The sequence below is a fragment of the Sulfobacillus sp. hq2 genome (genome assembly GCF_002903155.1).
GTDB lineage: Bacteria > Bacillota > Sulfobacillia > Sulfobacillales > Sulfobacillaceae > Sulfobacillus > Sulfobacillus thermotolerans.
The window spans coordinates 170,052-189,596 of the sequence record NZ_NWUL01000045.1 but is presented as its reverse complement, the minus strand read 5'-3'; the positions used below and the strand labels follow the sequence as shown (position 1 = coordinate 189,596).

Here is a 19,545-nt window from a genome sequence, read left to right as displayed (position 1 = left end):
TGTTCTTTGCGGATGCGACACATAGCTCGCGGGTGTGGTTTGCCGATCAACCCAAAACCCCGTCGCCCGTCCGCCGTGAGCCGGGGCGGCCTTACGGACGACGCCGGGAAGACAGTGTATAAAGAGGACAGCCTGGCCTGTGAAACTATCTGGAGGAGATGAGGCTGTGGCAAGAGCCGCGGGACTTCGACAGTTATGGCACTCGTTGCCGCTTGAGCGATTTAGTACACGAGAGAACTATATCTGGCTCGTTGTGGCCACCGTGTGCATTGGGGCCTTTATGGCAGCCCTAGATGCCAGCATTGTCAATGTGGCATTACCGGATTTAAGCACCTATTTCCATTCGAGTGCGTCGTTGGTGAGTTGGGTATTGATAGCCTACCTATTAACCTTGGCCACGTTGCTCACACTATTTGGCCGGTTAGCCGACATTTTGGGCAGAAGACCCCTTTATACCTTTGGATTTTTGGTCTTTATTGTGGGATCGGCGGCGTGCGGGGCGGCTGTCAATTTGCCGATGTTAATTATTTCGAGAATTTTTCAAGCAGCGGGTGCCGCCATGTTGCAAGCCAATTCCGTGGCTATTATCACCGCCGCGGTGCCAGCATCCGTTCGCGGCCGGGCTATTGGGTTTCAAGGATCGGCCCAAGCCATTGGGCTGTCTCTTGGTCCGGCGATTGGAGGAGCATTGATTGGCCTCTTTGGATGGCGAGCCATTTTCTATGTCAATGTACCGGTGGGGCTGATTGGGACGCTTATGGCGGCTATGATCTTGCCAAAAGACAGGCTACAAGGACACCACGCGACATTTGATTGGTGGGGGACCTTGCTCATGACACCGTTTCTGGTGTTACTCATGATGGCCCTGACCGAAGGACAGAGCTGGGGCTGGACATCACCTGCTGTCATCGGAATGTTTGTCGCAGCAGCACTGTTCCTTACAGGGTTTATTGTACGAGAGCTGTCGTTTCGGGCGCCGCTTGTGGATATGCGGTTGTTCAAAATTGCCATTTTTAGTTTGGGCAACTTCACGGGATTGTTGTCGTATTTGGCGATGTTTGGGGTGTTGTTTCTCATGCCATTTTATTTTGAACGCGTCTTGAACTATCATTCGGCCGTTACGGGGTTGATTCTTACCGCAGTGCCTTTGGGGATGACCGTAGCTGCGCCTAAGTCGGGCGCTTTAGCCGACCGCTATGGCCCGCGGTTGTTAACTACGGGAGGGATGGCCTTAACCGGTTTGGCGACGTTGATGCTCGCGTGGACCATTAGTCTTCATGCTCAGGTCATTCTTATTGTTATGGAGTTGGTCATGGTGGGGGTGGGATTGGGGATGTTTACACCTCCTAATAATTCATCGGTCATGGGGAGCTTGCCGAGTTCTCGGTTAGGCGTTGGGGGAGGCATTCTCAATATGGCCCGCTCACTTGGGATGGCCTTGGGGACGGCTGTTTCCGGTACGGTGCTGGCCATCTTGTTAACGGCGCATGGGGGCATTGAGCAGCCAGGAGGTCCCAAAGCGCCATGGATTCCTTCAACCCGCGTGGCGCTGTTGGTTTTAGTGGGGCTGTCTGCCTTAGCCGCGGTGCTATCCATTTTTCGAGTGGCAGGGAACAGTCGACCTGCCTCGGGACAGTCGCAAGAAAGCATGCCTTTAGAATGGTAATCAATAAATAAGGTGAAATGCATAGGACACCGCCGGCGATTACGGCGGTTTTTTTTATTAAACACTTCCATGGGACAACTTTTTTGGAATGGCAGGAATTTGGTAGCGCAACCACGAATAGGCATAGGACACAATATCCATAGTAAGAAGGGGGTGTTGTGGTTCTACGAGCAACACCTATTTGTGAGGAGGTATGACGCGTGGCCGAACAACTTCCCTACCGACTACCGCGCACTGTGGTGCCACACCGATATCAATTAGAATTTCACCCCAATTTATCACAAGGCGTGTTTTGGGGAAGGGCCGAAATTGCTATTGAGGTCTTAACACCCACGCAAGATATTGTATTAAATGCTGTGAACTTAACACTTGAGAATGTTGTGGTGCATGCTGAAGAACCAGGAAAATCATGGCCCGCTTCTGTGGCGTACAAAAAAGAAGAAGAGCAGGCGGTTTTGCGCGTAAGCGCGCCATTGGCGTCTGGGACTTGGACGTTATCGCTTGAGTTTCGCGGAGTACTCGGTAATGATTTGCGCGGCTTTTATCGCACGACCGTTAAGGGTACAAATGGTGACGAGATTATTGCCTCGACCCAATGTGAGTCAACCGATGCCCGCCGCATTTTCCCCTGCTGGGATGAACCCGATTTTAAGGCCACATTCGCCATTACAATGGTAGTGCCTGAGCCTCTAACGGTTTTGTCCAACGCGCATGAGACCTCAAGCATGCTAGATGCACCAGGAATGAAGCGCGTGAGCTTTGCGGAAACCATGCCCATGTCCACGTACCTTGTGGCGCTTGTCGTGGGGCCTTTAGAGCTCACCGTTCCTCGCACCGTGCGTGATGTGCCGGTGCGGATTGCCGCACGCCCAGAATTTATGCATCTCACACGTTATGCTCATCAGGCTGCCGTGGATGCCTTGGCATTTTTTGAAAGCTACTTTAATATCCCCTATCCGGCAGATAAACTGGACCACGTTGCCATCCCAGATTTTGCGGCCGGCGCGATGGAAAACTTAGGGTGCGTGACGTATCGGGAAGAGGCGTTGCTGCTGGATGAAAATCAGGCATCGGCCATGGAAAAGATGCAAGTCGTCAGTACGATTGCTCATGAAACGGCGCATATGTGGTTTGGGGATATGGTGACCATGCGCTGGTGGAATGGGCTATGGCTGAACGAGGCCTTTGCGACATTCATGCAAATGTTGGCGACCGATGCTTTGCACCCAGAGTGGAATATTTGGACGCATTTTGGACTGGGACGCGCACATGCGTTTGCGGTGGATGGTCTGGCCTCTACGCGACCCATTGAATATCCTGTGGGTCCCCCTAGCGAGGCCTGGGCGATGTTTGATGTGTTGACTTATGAAAAGGGTGGATCGGTTTTACGCATGATGGAGCAATATTTAGGGCCTGAGATGTTCCGTCAGGGTGTCACCACCTATTTGAACCAACACCGTTTTGGTAATACGGAGACGGGAGACTTGTGGCAGGCCTTGGGGGAGGTTTCGGGACAACCTATTCGTGATGTCATGGACTCGTGGGTCTTCCAACCTGGCTATCCGTTAGTGCAAGCCGTGTTCTCACAGGACAGGGTATTGACCTTATCTCAAAAGCCATTTCGTTATCAAGGGGCGGGCAGTGGTACCTGGCAAGTACCCGTCGTCCTAGGCATCCACCAACAAGACGGGACGCATGATACACGCAATGTGTTGTTGGGCCCTGATCCCTTGACCATGACGCTACCTGATAACACTGCGTGGGTATTGGTGAATCAAGGGGGATGGGGATTCTACCGGGTGGCTTACGATGCGCCGCTATGGCAACGTCTCACCCAAGCCTTTGGGAGCTTGACACCACTCGAGCGCCTGAGCATTGTAGACGATGTGTGGGCCGGCGTGCTGGCTGATGAAATCCCTGTGACACAAGCCATTCAGTTGTGGCGGACGATGAAAGACGAGCGGGATCCGAATGTGTGGAATCTCGTCGCGGACCATATTGGCCTACTGTTTAGCATGGCGGATAAGTCCGGACAACAGGCGTTACAAGAGTTCGTCAGGCACATAGCGCATCCCGTGCTGGCGGAGGTGAAGTGGGAGGGATCGCCCGATGAAGACGTCAGCCAATCCCGACTGCGGGCGGTCGTCATCCGTCTTTTAGGAACGCTGGGGGCCGATGAAGCGGTTCGTGCAAAAGCCCGTCAACGCTTTATCTCATACCTCGAGAAGAGTATGAGCATTGCGCCTGATTTGCTCAACGCGGTTGTTATGGTCGTGGCCGATACGGGAGATGAGGAGCAGTGGGAGGTCATGTATCAGCAATTCAATGACGCGGCAACGCCACAAGATGCCGTCCGCTATTTGTATGCCTTAGCAGATTTTCCGGATCCTCTTCTGGCACAGCGGACCTTTGACTTATGCCTTTCCTCCGAAGTACGCGTGCAAGATGGGTCTTATGCGATAGGCCGGGCTCTGCGCAATCGGCATGTACGGGCGTTGGTCTGGGATCTTGTTGAGGAGCATTGGGATGCTTTATTGGCCAAATATCCCCCGTTTATGCTGCAGCCGCTGGTGACGCCAGTTGCCGCGATTGTTGAAGAGCACCTGGCTTCGCGTACGGCAGCATGGCTGCAAAGTCATCCGATCCCCGAGGCGTCCCGCCAAATCACACAAACCTTGGAATTCCAAGGCATTCATCAGGCGCTGGCCCGACGCATTCACGGCCACCTCAGCGAGTGGGTCCGGGGTTAAGTAATACGAAGGCTTTGGGCAATCGTGCCCAGCCAGGCCATATCGTGAAGGGGCACCGTCATGGATAAGGCAACATATCCGTGCCCCGCCCACGCTACATCTAAAATTTGAGATGCGCTCTGAGGAGTGCGGGTAATGGGGGAACCAAAGGCTTCGGGGCCTAAAGGTTGCGTAGCTTGAGGGGACTTCGCCGCGGTAATGTCAAGCACAATTTGGGTCGTGGCGGGAGAAGTGGTCCATGCCCACTGGCCGGAAGCTTGGGGAGCTATTGGCTTCACTTGTGACGGCAGGGTGAGCGAAATGGTGGCCCCGTTAAAATTCACGGAGACGGATTTCCATGTCGTTGACACTGAGCTCGGCGCCTTGGCTTGAGGTGTCGGAGCCGACGTCGTTTGTAAGTGGGCTGCAGGAATCGTCGTCGGTTTGTTCTTCACAGCGATCTGCGGATGGGGCTTAGGGAAGGGGAGCGGACCGGTGGCTAGTCGCGTCGTGAGAAGGCTATGAACGATGACGACGCCAAGGATTAAGAGCCCGGCGGTGAGGGCTGAAGCGACCCATAAAACCACCTTGAGGGAGCGAGGCTGAGTCCTGGTTGGCCCTTGGGGGAAAAGGGCGGTTCCACAGTGCTGACAAAAACGGTCATCCGCACGTATGGCATGCTGGCACTGTGGACAAACCAGGGGTTGGGGTGTTTTTGGGGAGTCTTCACGCAACGTCGCAAGCGCCTCCTGTCGTTTTTTTCTATTGTAATCCTAAGAAATGGCGTTGTTTTGGCGAAGTCTGCGGTTAGATTTAGATCCTCTTGACCGGTCGCTTTGTTAGCAACAGAGCTCCCAGAGACCCGCGTCGGGTCTCTGGGAGCTCTGATATCTGTCCCAAACCAGTTTAAAGCGGATCGTGCAATGAGAGGCGAAGTTGGCGCAGTTCCTCTTGGTTATGGGTATGGAGCAAAGCTGCTAAGGCCTCTAATCGGCTAAGCACAAAGGCTGAGACCTGTCCTTCGCGTTCAAGCGCACTACGCGCTTCGCAGACCCACTGCTCCATTAAATCGTGATCGCGCTGGAGAGGAGCCATCGCCGGAATATGGCGGTATAGGGCCGCCTCTTCGGTGTGAACGTGCCATAATTCTCGCTCTGTCCAGATGGCCACAATCACCCCAGCGAGTTCGTAGGCTTCGTTGTGGGAACCTGAGCGCATCGATACATGCAATAGACGCATGGCCGCATCAAGGTCGGCAGTCACAGAGGTGTGAATGGCTTGGTGGGCGGCAAGTTGTTCCAATCCACAAGAGATCGACATGGCGTCTGTGTCCTTTCGGCGCGATATATTTCTGGGTGCTTAGGCTCTTACGAAACCCCTGATTTAAACGTCATAATCCACATCGACATGCCCACTAATCCAAGGGCAATCACGATGCCAAGCCCTAGGGTGATAATGTGCCACGTTGACCCGCGGCTTTCGCGTAAGTGCATAAAGATTCCCAACTGCAACGCCGCCTGTGCTACGGCTAAGATGAGAATCACCGTAAGTAGGCCAATGGGCGACAAAATGTGTTGAACAACGGCCAAGAGTGCAGCGATAGTCAGAAGAAGAGAGCCTATATAGCCGAAGATCTGCAGCCAAGGAAACCCTTCCGATTCAAAATGCGGGGCTAGAAAACGCGCTTCGACTTCATCGCCGTTTCCGGTAGGGCCATTGGGCGAGATCGCAATGACGCGGCGTCCACGTTGTGATCCACGATTGAACATGGTGGAAAATCCTCCTTTCCGCTCGACTAAATTTTGCCGTTTAAATACACAACGGTGAAAATGAAGACCCAGATGATGTCAAGAAAGTGCCAGTAGAGTGCGAACATATACATTTTGCGTGTTGTAATCGTGGTCAGACCACGTCCTGCCAGTTGGATGATAAGGGTAATGGCCCACAAGATGCCAAAGGACACGTGGGCGCCGTGGGTGCCGACTAAGGTGAAGAAAGCCGATAAAAACGCGCTGTGATGCCAAGAATCACCGAGGGCAATATAGGACACGAACTCGCGAATTTCGGTGGTAACAAATCCGATGCCCAGCAAAATCGTGACAATGAGCCAAGCAATGGTGCCTGTTTTGTGACCGTGCCGCATTTCATAGACGGCGAGTCCACACGTAAAGCTGCTGGTCAGCAGTAATAAGGTTTCCACGACCGCGGGGCCCAGTTTAAATAATTGATCAGGTGAGGGCCCCGCCATGCCAATGCGGCTTTGGTAGACGGCATAGACCGCAAATAAGCTGGCGAAGAGCAAGAGGTCGGTGGCCAAAAAGGACCAGAATCCTAGAATTTTGAGACTTTCATGGTTGTCGGTAAACTCCAAGGGTAGTTTGGTCTGAGTGGCGTTGGGCTCAACGGGTAAATTCATCCTTGCAACCTCCCCAGTGCAGATTCTGTGTTTTGAATGACTTGGCGCGGGACTTCCTTGTGATCGTCGTAGTCAAAGGTTCCTACCAACATACACACCACAAATCCCAAGAACCCAACGACCGCTATCCACCACCACGAGAAAACCATTCCAACCGAGAACACGAAGAAGCTGAGGCCCATTAAGAAAGGAATCGCTGAGGATTTTGGCAATTCAATATCCTGGATTTCTTGTGGCTTAATTTGGATGACGTTGCTCTTGTGGTCTTGCTTAATCGCCCACCACGCATCGCGGTCCGTGACAACTGGGATACGTGCGAAGTTGTATTCGGGAGCCGGTGAGGGAGTTGACCACTCCAGCGTACGTCCATCCCACGGATCTCCAGTCACGTCAATTTCCCCGTGGATTTGACTCCATACAAAGTTATAAACCATCACCACGAAGCCTGCGCCCATCACGAAGGCCCCGATCGTTGACATCAAATTGAGACTGCTCCATCCAAATCCATGGGAATAGGTATACATCCGCCGCGTCATCCCCATAAATCCCAGCGCGTACTGGGGCATGAACGTGACCCAAAATCCTAAGAAGAACAGCCAAAATGCCCATTTACCCTGACGTTCATTGAGAAGGCGTCCGGTCATTTTTGGCCACCAATAATACACGCCAGATAGTAGGCCAAAGACGGTTCCCCCGATAATGACATTGTGGAAGTGGGCAATGAGGAAATAACTGTTGTGGAACTGGTAGTCAGCAGGTACTGCCCCTAACATGACCCCGGTCGCACCTCCCACGACAAATGTGGGAATAAAGGCCAATGCCCACATCATAGCCACGGTCATTTTGATCCGACCGTTCCACATAGTGAAGATCCAGTTAAAAATCTTAATGCCTGTGGGAATCGCAATGAGAATTGTTGAGAGGCCGAAAAACACGTTAACCGCGGCTCCCGCACCCATCGTAAAGAAGTGATGCACCCATGTGCCGTAACTCAAAAACGTAATAGCCAACACGGAATAAACCATGGTGGAATACCCGAAGAGTTTTTTTCGAGAAAACGTGGCGACAACTTCTGAAAATATGCCAAATGAAGGTAAAACCAGGATATACACTTCTGGGTGACCGAATAGCCAAAACAAATTGACATACATCATGGGCATGCCGCCTCGGCCTATTGTGAAGAAAGCGGTGCCAAACAAGCGGTCAAATAAGGTGAGCACCATAGCGACCGTCAAGGGCGGAAAAGCGAAAAGAATCAAGACAGAGGTTACCAGTGTCGTCCAAGCGAACATGGGCATGCGCATCAATGTCATGCCTGGGGCGCGCATACGCAAGATCGTGACCAGAAAATTTATACCAGTGGCGGTGGTTCCAATACCCGTGACAATCAGCGCCATGAGGTAGTAATTTTGACCGACGCCTGGGTTAAACGCAAGTTCGGTTAAAGGAGGATAAGACGTCCAGCCAGCGTTGGGTGATCCACCGATAACAAAGGAGATATTAAACAAGAATCCTGCAAAGGCAAAAAGCCAAAAGCTGATAGCATTAAGGCGCGGAAAGGCGACATCGCGCGCTCCAATCATGAGGGGAATGGCGATATTGAACATGGCAAAAATCAAGGGCATTGCCATGAAGAAAATCATGATCGTACCATGTGTCGTAAAAATCTCGTCATAGTGCAAGGGCCCCAAAAAGTGATTGTTGGGCACAGCTAACTGGGCTCGTAGCAGCAATGCATCAACGCCACCGCGAAACAGCATGGTGACCGCTGCGATCAGATACATAATCCCGATTTTTTTATGATCCACCGTCGTGAGCCATTCACGCCAGAGATACTTCCACCGGTGCCATCGGGTGAGGTAATAAATGATGGCGGCCGAGGTTAGGATGATAAGCACATCGGCGCTCAGCTCCATGTTGCGCGTAGTGCTGGGCGGAAACAGCTGGGCAAGGAGAGAAGACATGAGAGTGTCCACCTTTCATTAAAGATGCTCCACAGCTACTTCGGAGTGGGCTGCATTTCCATGTACATTCCGCCTTCTAAGGTAAAGCCATGGGTTTCCGCTGGGAATGTGGCAGCGGGGTAGGCTGAGTAATAGCGCGGGGCTATCCAGTTAAACTTTAAGAGCTGTCTGTAGTCGGCCATCGTCATGGGGGGTTTCGTGGTGCGCACGGTGTGGACCCAGGTATCGAAGGCGGCTTGAGATACGGCATGCACGTCGAACGTCATATGCACAAAACCCGAACCCGAAAAGTTGCCGCTGCGGCCCCAATAAAGTCCCGGTTTGCTGGCCTCTAGCCATAAGGGCAAGACTTCACTGGGCATGGTATATTCCATGCCGCCCAGCTGGGGCACCCAAAAGGTATTCATCGGAGAGTTCGCGGTTAATTCGAAGAGAACGGGGCGGTTGGTGGGAACGTCAATATAGTTGACGGTGGCGATATGTTGGCCGGGATATTCGAACAGCCATTTCCAATCCAACGAGGTCACGTCGATGACGATAGGGGTTTTTCCTGCGGGTATGCGGTCTAAGGCAAAGGTCTTATTCCATGTTGGAATGGCGATGATGGTGGCGGCCACAACCGACACGGCAATCACTCCCAGTTCCAGAGCACGGTTGTGATCCCATAGGGGACGGTAAGGAGCTTGATTACCGGGCTTTTCACGAAATCGGACCAAAGCAATGCCAAAGAGAACCCAAACCAGAAGGATAATCACTATCATTGTCGCCGCGGTAATTTCAATCAAGTTTAATTCACTGGCAGCCACCGGTCCGGCAGGATGGAGAATGACAAAATCATTTCCACACCCCGACACCGATAAGCCTATGGCAAGCGCAAGGACGGTAAAGCGGATCGCTCGTTTCGAGCGCTTAAGGGACATCTCGAACACTCCTTCATCAGGTGGTGTTGTACAAGTGGTTAAGCCTTGAAAATAGAGAAAATTTAGTCTACTAAGATTAAATGCGAATCGTTAACGGTGATGCTTTAAATGAACTTTGGTTGGTGCTAGAAACAACGAGCTCAAAACGCTTATGCAATAGGGATTAATCGCCAACGGCGTAAATCTCGCTTTGAGTATAATCTAGTTAAATCGCAAGATCAATAAGTTCAAATAGCGCGGCCTCATTATAATTTTTTATGTGTACACAGAAGGCGGAACATAAGGGTTCTGAGGTCTTGATAATCAAGTGTAGAGTGACTTTTTAGCGCGTGATAATCGAGTGAGTTTAAACTGAGTTAAATAGTATAGTTATAAGGCACAACAAGGGATAACGCGATGGATAAACCGGTCGGTAGGAGTGTGCAAAAACGAGAAAGTTCAGCGTTATTGAGCGTTATGTATTAAAGACTTAAGGACTTGTTCAAATAAGAACGTAAAGTTAAAACTTCAAAAGCGATTAGTCGAAAGGAGTTATACGAGACTCTGAACTTCCGAGAGAATTTTACAAGGTGTGGTAAGATAGGGCGAAATGGACGAAGAGGAGGCTGTCTTGTGCAACCCGATATGTCGCGATTACTTTCGATGGTTCTTCCCGATGACACCACGTTAGGAGAACCCTATTGGGCCATCATGGCCACGCATGACGGGCAGCTGACGGGCCAATTTTGGACCGTGTATCAAGCAGGGCATACGGTGATCCCCCTTTTTGAGGACCGTGATAGTGCGGAATCGGTGCGGGCTGTTTTGTCCCAAGAGGGGATGGTAGTCCGTGGCATTGCGTGGAAACATTTGCAGTTTCTGCGGCGCCGACCGCCTCAAGGAGCCGAATTAGGCGTCGTGCAGGGGTTTAGGGCACACGGTGAATTGACCATTGCATTGTTACCTCCAAGTTCTTAAGCCAACATCCTAGGGGGATAGTCACCATAGTCTTGCCGTGACGTGGCCTAGAAAGAGCCTCGGGGATAAAGCTCTACGGTTCACTCATTTTAGAACGCCGCACAATGACGAGCGGCGCTTTTTGGTTTTTGCGCGTCTTTTTCCCTCGTGCTTACCGTATCCACGGACAACATGGTTCACCAAGAAGTAACCAGATGTTAACCGATTCTTCATGTGCCCAACACTCGACCTTAACGTCGTGGCGCAATAATTTGAGATGTCGTTATTCGGTCAGTATCTTGCCCAAAGCTGTCATTTCCACAAGGCGGTGGGACGAAGGAGGGATGCTCGACTGCAGATCGTAGGCATTGTGGCCCAAAACCCAGCGCAATGGAAGTGTGATGTTTCGTGTCCGGTGCGGTGGAGAGAGTTGGTTTCCGTCAACCAAATTTTTGATGCTTTGCGTGACGGCGTAGTGGACGCATTGGCCTTGGAGTTGACGTGGTTTGATGATGTCGCGTGGTTGTCCGCAATTTTAGCCCATAGCTGGATGACGTCTATCAATCTTTTTCTGCTCGTGGAATATGAACAGCGTCGCTGGGTGCCCTTGGGCAATCCGTCCTCGTCGAGTCTTTTCTGTACGCCAGAGTCTGTGGGGTGCATTGTGCTCGATGCCAAACACCGTAAAGTTTGGCATCATGGTATGGAACTTGCGCTACCATGGCGAGCTGCAGAACTGCTCGCGCTTCTTGGCCAGCGGCCTGGTATTCCAGCGACGTTAGACAATATCAACCAGATGTCTTTGGAAATTGGCTGGCCATTATGGACGGAAGCCACCACGAAGGCCGCAGTGTATCAAATTCGGCGGGCCTTAGGGGAAGAACACGTCGAGACCATTAGGCGTCATGGGTATCTATTTGTGCCGTGTGAAATGCATGAAGCATCGTCTTTTAACGCAATCATCACGAGAGATTAATCCGATGGACGCGTGCCTTTAATGCGGTCTTGCCACACTGTACTCGAACCGCAAAAGGTCTTAACGTTTTCGCATACCAAAGGGGGCCCTAACGTGGAGCGCATTATTGTCACGAATGATGACGGATATCAGTCCATGGGCATTGAGCTACTCGCAGAGATTGCAACCGGGGCGCGATTTCAAACGTATGTGATTGCACCGGAAGAAAATCATAGCGGCCGAGCGCATTCAATTAGTTTTGGGGATCTTCATGTCCGCCGGATAGCTAGCCGAGGCGATCAGCGCTGGTTTGCGGTGAAAGGGACGCCCGTGGATTGTGTACGATTGGGGCTGTCGTCGTATTTCGACAGAAGTCCATTGTGTGTCCTGTCAGGGATTAATCTCGGGTGGAACTTGGGAAGGCATGTGATGACATCAGCGACTGTGGCGGCGGCACGTGAGGCTGCGGCGCATGGTGTTCCTGCTATAGCATTTTCGGCTTCGCAGCATTGTAGTTGGGATCATGTTGCTCCCATGATTGCGCGGCATTTGGACGACTGGATTGCGTATGCGGCAAGTCGCCCAGGAACCTACCTCAACATTAATCTTCCCGAAGCTGCAACCAAACAGTGGCGGTGGACGGCCTTAGATGCACGGCCGGTCACGATGCGGGTAATGAATATTCAGCCGAGTCTGTTAGGGGACCGTATTGAGTATGAGTGGGTGGATGAAGGCCCGCTTCGTGTGCCTGGGATTTTAGGTGACCGTGAGGCGGTCGCCGAGGGCTTGATATCCGTCACTGCTCTTCACGCAACTCAAGATGATGCTGCCCCATTCTCCGACGATAACTGGGATGTATCTAACGGATAGGATTTTATCACGGTGAGGATCCACCTCAGCCGCCTTGGGGCGGCTTTTTTAGTGCCTATAAGTATTTTAGGAAGAACGCAAGCGGATTCGGTGGCCTACGACGTTCTGGGCGGCTAAGAATCCGCTTAACACGGCAGAGAGGGTGCCAGGACCCGGAAATACCGTATCCCCGGCTTGATAGAGATGGGGGTGGGCGGTACGTGACCCTGCGATATGAAGCAATTGTTGGGCCGTCAGCGGGATGCCACCGACGCCGTGCTTATGGAGAAAGCGGTAATAGGTAACAGGGGTGGCGACATAGACCGCGCTGGAAAGCGCTGCGAGATGAGGCAGGACCCGGTCGCATGCGGCCATGACCTGCGCCGCCGCTTGCTCTTTGCGGGCGTGGTAAACGGACCTTGGCAACCGAGGGTGCCAATACTGTACGGCTGTATGGGCTGTTGCTGTCCACAAAATGTCTTGAGCATTAGAGCACAAGTTGTGATGGAACGTCAGGTAGACGGCCCCATGCAAATAAGAGGGGCGGCCTGTTATATCAGGCAATACGATTTGAAATGAACGGGGCAAATGGGAGGCCAACGGCATAGGCAAGTGGCGACGCGCTATGACCCCATCAACGCGAAAGGCCCCGGTAGATGGGGTCATGGGCGACCAAGGGGTGTGCGTCACGTGAGCGGACGGCCCGGGTAACGGACGCCCGGTGGCATTAATCACGTCGGAACACTCGTTGGGCTCTTGAGGACCGGTACTGATAGACCACTGCTTTAACGATTCGTCCCAGCGACACATTTTGACGATGCTGCGGTAATGCAAACGCCCGCCCGATCTCTCAATGCGTTGTACTAAAGCGTCTGCAAGCGTGCGAAGGCCGCCAGTTATCGTGTAACTTCCCCGGCGATACATATCCAAAGCGAGGGATGCCATGAGTGCCGATGCGTTTTCGCTGGTGGTTTGGATACTATCGATTAATAAGGCGTCCAGCATTTGCATAAAGGCTTGTTGGTCGGGCGTCTTGGGAGGATACAGGTGATAAGTCGACAACAGGCTACGCCAAGGCTGGGTGAAATAACGAGCCAGGCCCCACCAAGACCGCGGATATTGCCATAGGGTGCTTGCGGCTATCCACACGTCATGCCAAGAGCTAAGTGGCCAAGACCATTGCACCTTGGCTAATGCGTATAGGCTATCGGCGATGAGCTGGCTTTGATGAAAGAGACGAGATATTTGTGGGGCAATGGACGGGAATTTTTGTTGCCATTCTTGCGTTTGCACAGAGGTCTCAGTATAAATGCCCACGGCACGATCAGCTAACACAATATCTAAGGGGTGGTGCAAGACATGCGCCGTCACGTTAATGTCCAAAGCGGTCAGCAGTTTTTGTAACGCTCCATGCTCCTCAAGCCCAAAGGCAATAGTCGCCCCGGTTGGAAACCGGCATCCCCCTAAAAGATAATCGCTGGCGCATCCTCCGGGGGCGTCGGCGCGTTCGAAGACGTCCACGGACCAACCTTCTTGCGTGAGAAAAGCGGCAGCTGTCAGGCCTGCGAGCCCTCCGCCAATAATGCCGACGCTTCGTTTGACCAAATGTTATCGCTCCTGTCGTTTGACCATTTTATTATACTGCGGGCATCAATTTAATAAAAAACGGCTGTGGTTCACTAAATTTTTAGCAGGCGGAACAAGAGATTTGTTGGAATTGATTGATATAATGCGCGCATTAGGAGGGGAAGGCATGCTGCTAAGTCCCAGCGAGCAAGAAAAGTTGATGATTGTCGTGGCCGGTGACTTGGCGGCTCGGCGACTAGAACGAGGTCTTCGCCTCAATTATCCCGAAGCCGTTGCGTATATTGCTGCGGCATTGATGGAAGGAGCGCGCGACGGTATGAGCGTTCCAGAGTTGATGTCTTATGGCGCTACCTTACTAAACAGGGGCCAGGTCATGGAAGGGGTGCCTGAAATGGTGGACAGTGTGCAAATTGAAGCGACATTTCCCGATGGCTCTAAACTGGTGACCGTGCACCAGCCCATTCGAGCGACCAAGGAGGCGGCAAAATGATTCCTGGCGAGATTTGCTATGGCGAGGGTCAGCGGGTCATCAATGGGGACAACGATCCCGTCGTATTGTCGGTAAGTAACCGGGGTGATCGTCCTGTGCAGGTGGGCTCGCATTTTCACTTTTTTGAGGTCAATGCCGCTTTAGCCTTTGATCGCCCAACAGCTTTTGGAATGCGCTTAGACATACCGGCGGGAACTGCGGTGCGCTTTGAGCCGGGAACAAGTCAAGAGGTATCACTGATCCCTATTGGAGGCGCTCGTCGGATTTTTGGGCTCAATGGGTTGACGGAAGGGTCGTTGGACGATCCCCTTGTCCGTAAGGCGGCATTGGAAGCTGCGCGCAAACAGGGGTTTATGGGGGAAAGCCAATGAGCCGCATGAGCCGCCAGCACTATGCCCATGCCTATGGTCCGTCAACCGGAGACCGCATCCGGTTGGCGGATACGAATTTGTGGGCCAAAGTTGAGGCGGATTGGACTGTGCCGGGTGATGAAGCCAAATTTGGTGGAGGTAAGGTGGTGCGCGATGGCATGGGCCAATCCGGATGGAAAACATCGGCGGAGGGTGCGCCCGATCTGGTTATCACCAATGTTGTTGTTATGGATACTTGGGGCATTGTCAAAGCCGATGTGGGCATCAAAAACGGAAGAATTGTTGCCTTAGGGAAGTCTGGAAATCCGGACATCATGGGCGGCGTCCATCCCGCTCTCGTGATAGGCCCAGGCACGGAAGTGATTTCAGCGGAAGGGCTGATTCTTACCGCGGGCGGTATTGATAGCCATGTCCATTGGATTACTCCCACACTGGCTCGTCAAGCCCTTATGTCCGGTCTGACAACGCTTATTGGTGGCGGTACGGGACCAGCTACAGGCACGAATGCGACGACGGCCACGCCAGGCCCATGGAATATCGAGCGGATGCTTCAAGCTTTGCGTAATGTCCCGGTTAACGTCGGGTTGACGGGAAAGGGCAATGCTGCGTTTCCAAACCCCTTAGTGGAGCAGGTGCAAGCCGGGGCGATTGGCTTAAAACTTCATGAAGATTGGGGCACTACGCCCCGAGCTATTGACACGTGTCTAACGGTTGCCGATGCATACGATGTCCAAGTCACAATTCATACGGATACGCTCAATGAAGCGGGGTTTGTCGAGCGGACACTGGACGCTATAGGCGGCCGTACGATTCATACGTATCACACCGAAGGCGCAGGAGGTGGCCATGCACCGGATATATTGCGCGTCGCCGCATTTGCCAATGTGTTGCCGTCATCAACAAACCCTACACGTCCTTATACCGTGAATACCCTTGCAGAGCATCTGGATATGTTGATGGTGTGCCACCATTTGGACCCGCGGTTACGTGAAGATGTGGCGTTTGCAGATTCCCGGATTCGCGGCGAAACCATTGCGGCGGAAGATGTGTTGCATGACTTGGGGGTCTTGTCCATGATTTCGTCTGATTCCATGGCCATGGGCCGGATCGGGGAAGTCATTTTGCGAACATGGCAAACCGCGCACAAGATGAAAGAGGAACGGGGTTCTTTAAGAGAAGATGATGGCGAGAGCGATAATTGGAGAATTCGCCGCTACCTGGCGAAATATACGATAAATCCCGCGATAACCCATGGGATTGCGGAACTCGTCGGTTCGGTCGAGGTTGGCAAATGGGCCGATTTAGTGTTATGGCATCCGGCGTTTTTTGGCGTAAAACCGTCTTTGGTTATCAAAGGAGGACTCATTGTGGCGGCCATGATGGGGGATGCGAATGCCTCAGTGCCCACGGTTGAGCCGGTATTGATGCGGGAAATGTTTGCGGCCCAAGGGTCGGCGCCGTCTCACTTGGCATGGACGTTTGTATCTCGCACGGCGTTTGATAGCGGCCAAGTCCAATCCTATGACTTACAGCGCCCCTTGTATCCTGTCCAACATTGTCGTGCGATTTCGAAGCGGGACATGGTTCTTAATCACGAAACTCCAGATATTCGCGTAGATCCCGAAACGTACCGCGTCTATGTGGATGGCGAGCGTGTGACGTCCAAACCGGCCGCCGCTTTACCTTTAGCGCAGCGGTATTTCTTATTCTGAGCTTGGGGAGAGGAGACAGGTCTATGGAACCCGTATCGGTGACCGCCGTGATTGGGATATATGAGGAGCATCAGACGGAGAAAACCATTGATTGGGTGGACATTGATGTAGAGCTGTGCGACAAATTGCGTTGGAAGAAAGAGACAGAACAAGGCCGCTTACTGCTCGTCGATTTACCTCGCTTTACGACCATTGGCCATCACGATGTTCTTTATGATGATGGGCACTATCAAATTGTGGCGCGGATGCAGCCAGTTGCGGTGTGGGTTATGGAACCCAAGACGTTTGAGGAAATGGGAACTTTGTGTTATCACATCGGCAATTTGCACCAGCCGTGTTTGGTGGAGGGGCACACGGTGCTAGCGCCACCGGAAGAAAGCTTGCGGGCATTAGCGCACGCGCTGAAGGTTTCGTGTCGTCAAGAAGAACGGATTTTGCCGCGGGGCTTTGCGACCAGAAGTCGGAGCGGGCATCGCCATGCCCTCTGAACATCACCTCTGGGAAATGTTGCAATTTCTCGATGGCTTGTTCCCCTCGGGGACATTTGCCCACTCTTTTGGGTTGGAGACGATTGTGCAAGAAGGGTGGGTTTCCGGGGAGGATTGCTGGATGGAGTATCTGAGAAAAGTTCTTGAGGATAGCTGGGCTTGGACAGATGCTCTCGCGGCAACCCAGGTATGGCGGGGGCATGATAATGCGCTTGTGGAGGAGGTAGCGTCCATCGATGGGGTGTTGAGTGCAAGCCGGGCTAGTCAAGAATCCCGGGAAGGGTCTTTATTAACGGGACGCCGGATTTTGCAAGAAGCGGCTGCGTTGTTAGACAGTAGGGAACTGCAAGCCTACCGAAATTTAACGCGGGTTTACAAAGAGCTGGGTAACGCTGCAGTCATAATTGCACTTCTAGGCCGAGTGAGAGGGTGGGGGGAACGTGCGACATTAACAGGATACGCCTATTTCTCTCTGTCAGGCATGGTGCAGGCACTGGTGCGTCTAATCCCCTTGGGTCAGTCGGCGGGCCAACGGATGTTGCATCACTTGCGGCCTGTGGCATTCACAGCCCTGCAGGCTGTTCAAAACACTACACTGGATGACCTTTGTAATCATATGCCGATGTGGGAAATTGCCGGCATGCGTCATCAGGGATTGTATTCCCGTCTATTTCGCTCCTAAGGCCGTTAAGTCCGTTTGTGTGAAAATGTCCGCCCTGCCAGGCGGAGTTGTTAATCAAAGGAGGCGGTGGCATGAAGCCTGTGCGGATTGGCGTGGCGGGACCAGTAGGGTCGGGGAAAACAACGGTCGTAGAATGGTTGGCGCGGGCGTTGAAAGAGGAGTATAGCGTGGCTGTTATCACGAATGATATTTATACCCGCGAGGACGAACGGATTTTAGTGGAAAGTGGAGTATTGCCTTCAGACAGGATAAGGGGTGTGGAAACGGGGGGATGCCCCCATACGGCGATTCGCGAAGATGCATCGGTGAATTTAGATGCGATGGATGATTTGTGTGCCCTGTTTCCAGATCTCGACATTCTCCTCATTGAGAGTGGCGGCGATAACTTGGCCGCGACCTTTAGTCCCGAATTGGCCGATTTTGTCATTTATGTCATAGATGTGGCGGCTGGAGAGAAATTGCCGCGTAAGGGAGGACCGGGTATTCAAAAATCGGATCTCTTAGTCATTAACAAGACAGATTTGGCCCCGTTCGTGGGAGCACGGCTTGAGGTGATGCGTGCAGACACCGAGCGCATGCGTCACAAGCCTTACGTCTTGACCAACCTTAAAACCGGGGACGGGTTTTGGGAACTCTTGAGAATTGTCAAACGCGATGCACTCTTTACCGGATTGGATGGCGCTGTAGGTGGGGACTAATCGGCAATGGATTCACGCCTTCCCCGACCGAGTGGAGGTGTACGCGGAGCCTCCGCTTCATCTATTTGTTTTGCGACAGCGTGATCCGGCCTATGTCGTGGCGGCAGAACTGGGGGGCATCTTGGAGGACGACCATTGGGAAACAGAAATCACGGTGGAACCGGGCGCCCAACTTGTTGTGGTCCAGCAAGCCGCGACTAAGATTTTCAGTATGCCTGATGGATCAGGACGTCACGACCGACGAATTCATGTCAAAGACCACGCAACTCTCGTGATGGTCCCAGGGCTTTTTATTCCGTTTAAAGACGCTAATTATAGCCAGACAATGGTATGTACGGTGGGAGAGCGGAGTCGGTTGATGACGGGAGAACAGATCGTCGCAGGGCGGATTGCTTCGGGTGAGGCCTTTGGATTCCAGTCGTTTAGCAGCACCGTGACCGTGCATCAAGACGGGGCTCTATGGCCGAGCTATCATTCGCGTCAAGTTTTTGAACCGGCCAGGGTCCGTCTTCAACAGCAGGGCTACTGGGGATCCTTTCAGGCTTGGGGCGAGCTCTTAGCGGTGGGATGGAAGGCAAACGGCGTTACGACGGCGTTACCGCAGGCCGATATCTTGCCTGGACCATACGGAGATAATCCGTTAGCAAAGCGTCAAGAAAATCAGGAGATTTATTGGGGTGCCTCTCCCATTGCGGGAGGCATGCTGTGGCGCATGTTGGCGGACGACGGGGCGACGGTGGAGAGACATTTAATAGCGGTTATGAAAAGGGTGGCGTGGCCTGAAATGGGAGAACCTTTTATGCTGCTGGGACAAGGTGGACAATGGCAGTGAGTAAAAACGAGAGGTTGGACCTTAATTCCTTCCAAAAATAGACGTTTGAACGATCAGAACGTTCTGTAGAATGATTCGTCCCAGTGCTTCTTCGGTGGGGGCCAGGGCTTTTGGGCGCACAGTTCTCCGTAAATCCATACCCTGATCGTCTGCCCTTTGAGCTGAAAGCTCTGGGGTAAACGGAGCTCATGAACACGGTAATGACTTCTAACGCCCGATGTGGTAAAGTAGGAAAAATTCCAAAGGGGCG

The 19,545-nt window shown here is 52.6% G+C and carries 19 protein-coding genes; 12 read left to right on the top strand and 7 right to left on the bottom strand.

Going from position 1 to position 19,545, the window contains the following annotated elements; all coding sequences use genetic code 11:
* Positions 1–166 precede the first annotated feature (166 nt).
* Entirely contained in the window at positions 167–1,666 is a 1,500-nt protein-coding gene (locus CO251_RS13500; RefSeq protein WP_103376337.1) for a DHA2 family efflux MFS transporter permease subunit, read from the top strand.
* A 200-nt stretch (positions 1,667–1,866) separates the two neighbouring features.
* Complete coding sequence (locus CO251_RS13495) at positions 1,867–4,416, top strand: M1 family metallopeptidase (RefSeq protein WP_103376336.1); 2,550 nt, start codon at positions 1,867–1,869, stop codon at positions 4,414–4,416.
* Here CO251_RS13495 and CO251_RS13490 read toward each other — a convergent pair.
* The 6 genes from CO251_RS13490 to CO251_RS13465 all read right to left on the bottom strand — a co-directional run bounded on the left by CO251_RS13490 (position 4,413) and on the right by CO251_RS13465 (position 9,695).
* Positions 4,413–5,129, bottom strand: coding sequence for a zinc ribbon domain-containing protein (locus tag CO251_RS13490; RefSeq protein WP_146039085.1), 717 nt, complete (start codon positions 5,127–5,129; stop codon positions 4,413–4,415). The genes CO251_RS13495 and CO251_RS13490 overlap by 4 nt on opposite strands.
* Before the next feature lie 172 nt (positions 5,130–5,301).
* Positions 5,302–5,715: a hypothetical protein gene (locus CO251_RS13485; RefSeq protein WP_103376334.1), complete on the bottom strand. Its 414-nt coding sequence runs from the start codon at positions 5,713–5,715 to the stop codon at positions 5,302–5,304.
* A gap of 47 nt (positions 5,716–5,762) precedes the next feature.
* Complete coding sequence (locus tag CO251_RS13480; protein WP_103376333.1) at positions 5,763–6,164, bottom strand: cytochrome C oxidase subunit IV family protein; 402 nt, start codon at positions 6,162–6,164, stop codon at positions 5,763–5,765.
* A gap of 26 nt (positions 6,165–6,190) precedes the next feature.
* The gene (locus CO251_RS13475; protein WP_103376332.1) at positions 6,191–6,811 is read right to left on the bottom strand and encodes a cytochrome (ubi)quinol oxidase subunit III; all 621 of its coding nucleotides are present in this window, start codon (positions 6,809–6,811) and stop codon (positions 6,191–6,193) included.
* On the bottom strand, positions 6,808–8,775 hold the full coding sequence (locus tag CO251_RS13470) for a cytochrome c oxidase subunit I (RefSeq protein ID WP_103376331.1): 1,968 nt from the start codon (positions 8,773–8,775) through the stop codon (positions 6,808–6,810). The genes CO251_RS13475 and CO251_RS13470 overlap by 4 nt, the downstream gene beginning before the upstream one ends.
* 35 nt (positions 8,776–8,810) lie before the next feature.
* Positions 8,811–9,695, bottom strand: a complete 885-nt coding sequence (locus CO251_RS13465; protein ID WP_103376330.1) for a cytochrome c oxidase subunit II — start codon at positions 9,693–9,695, stop codon at positions 8,811–8,813.
* Between the two features lie 612 nt (positions 9,696–10,307).
* On the opposite strand from CO251_RS13465, the gene CO251_RS13460 reads away from it, so the two are divergent.
* From CO251_RS13460 to surE, 3 genes are all read left to right on the top strand, one after another.
* On the top strand, positions 10,308–10,652 hold the full coding sequence (locus CO251_RS13460) for a hypothetical protein (protein WP_103376329.1): 345 nt from the start codon (positions 10,308–10,310) through the stop codon (positions 10,650–10,652).
* A gap of 307 nt (positions 10,653–10,959) precedes the next feature.
* On the top strand, positions 10,960–11,607 hold the full coding sequence (locus tag CO251_RS13455; RefSeq protein WP_146039084.1) for a hypothetical protein: 648 nt from the start codon (positions 10,960–10,962) through the stop codon (positions 11,605–11,607).
* Between the two features lie 93 nt (positions 11,608–11,700).
* The gene (gene surE, locus CO251_RS13450; RefSeq protein WP_158246352.1) at positions 11,701–12,456 is read left to right on the top strand and encodes a 5'/3'-nucleotidase SurE; all 756 of its coding nucleotides are present in this window, start codon (positions 11,701–11,703) and stop codon (positions 12,454–12,456) included.
* 66 nt (positions 12,457–12,522) lie between these two features.
* On the opposite strand, the gene CO251_RS13445 is transcribed toward surE, so the two are convergent.
* Positions 12,523–14,040 (bottom strand): NAD(P)/FAD-dependent oxidoreductase, encoded by a 1,518-nt coding sequence (locus CO251_RS13445; RefSeq protein WP_103376326.1) that lies wholly within the window; start codon positions 14,038–14,040, stop codon positions 12,523–12,525.
* A 148-nt stretch (positions 14,041–14,188) separates the two neighbouring features.
* Between CO251_RS13445 and ureA the strand changes: the two genes are divergently transcribed.
* The 7 genes from ureA to CO251_RS13410 all read left to right on the top strand — a co-directional run bounded on the left by ureA (position 14,189) and on the right by CO251_RS13410 (position 19,295).
* Complete coding sequence (gene ureA / locus CO251_RS13440; protein ID WP_103376325.1) at positions 14,189–14,512, top strand: urease subunit gamma; 324 nt, start codon at positions 14,189–14,191, stop codon at positions 14,510–14,512.
* A complete protein-coding gene (locus tag CO251_RS13435; RefSeq protein WP_103376324.1) occupies positions 14,509–14,883 on the top strand; it encodes an urease subunit beta in 375 nt (124 codons plus the stop codon). The genes ureA and CO251_RS13435 overlap by 4 nt, the downstream gene beginning before the upstream one ends.
* Positions 14,880–16,595 (top strand): urease subunit alpha, encoded by a 1,716-nt coding sequence (gene ureC / locus CO251_RS13430; RefSeq protein ID WP_103376323.1) that lies wholly within the window; start codon positions 14,880–14,882, stop codon positions 16,593–16,595. The genes CO251_RS13435 and ureC overlap by 4 nt, the downstream gene beginning before the upstream one ends.
* A gap of 23 nt (positions 16,596–16,618) precedes the next feature.
* The gene (locus CO251_RS13425) at positions 16,619–17,083 is read left to right on the top strand and encodes an urease accessory protein UreE (protein ID WP_103376322.1); all 465 of its coding nucleotides are present in this window, start codon (positions 16,619–16,621) and stop codon (positions 17,081–17,083) included.
* Positions 17,073–17,765 carry an urease accessory protein UreF gene (locus CO251_RS13420; protein ID WP_103376321.1) on the top strand — a complete coding sequence of 231 codons (693 nt, stop codon included), beginning with the start codon at positions 17,073–17,075 and terminating at the stop codon, positions 17,763–17,765. Before CO251_RS13425 ends, CO251_RS13420 begins: the two co-directional genes overlap by 11 nt.
* A gap of 71 nt (positions 17,766–17,836) precedes the next feature.
* On the top strand, positions 17,837–18,463 hold the full coding sequence (ureG, locus tag CO251_RS13415) for an urease accessory protein UreG (RefSeq protein ID WP_103376320.1): 627 nt from the start codon (positions 17,837–17,839) through the stop codon (positions 18,461–18,463).
* Complete coding sequence (locus CO251_RS13410; RefSeq protein ID WP_103376319.1) at positions 18,453–19,295, top strand: urease accessory protein UreD; 843 nt, start codon at positions 18,453–18,455, stop codon at positions 19,293–19,295. Before ureG ends, CO251_RS13410 begins: the two co-directional genes overlap by 11 nt.
* Positions 19,296–19,545 lie beyond the last annotated feature (250 nt).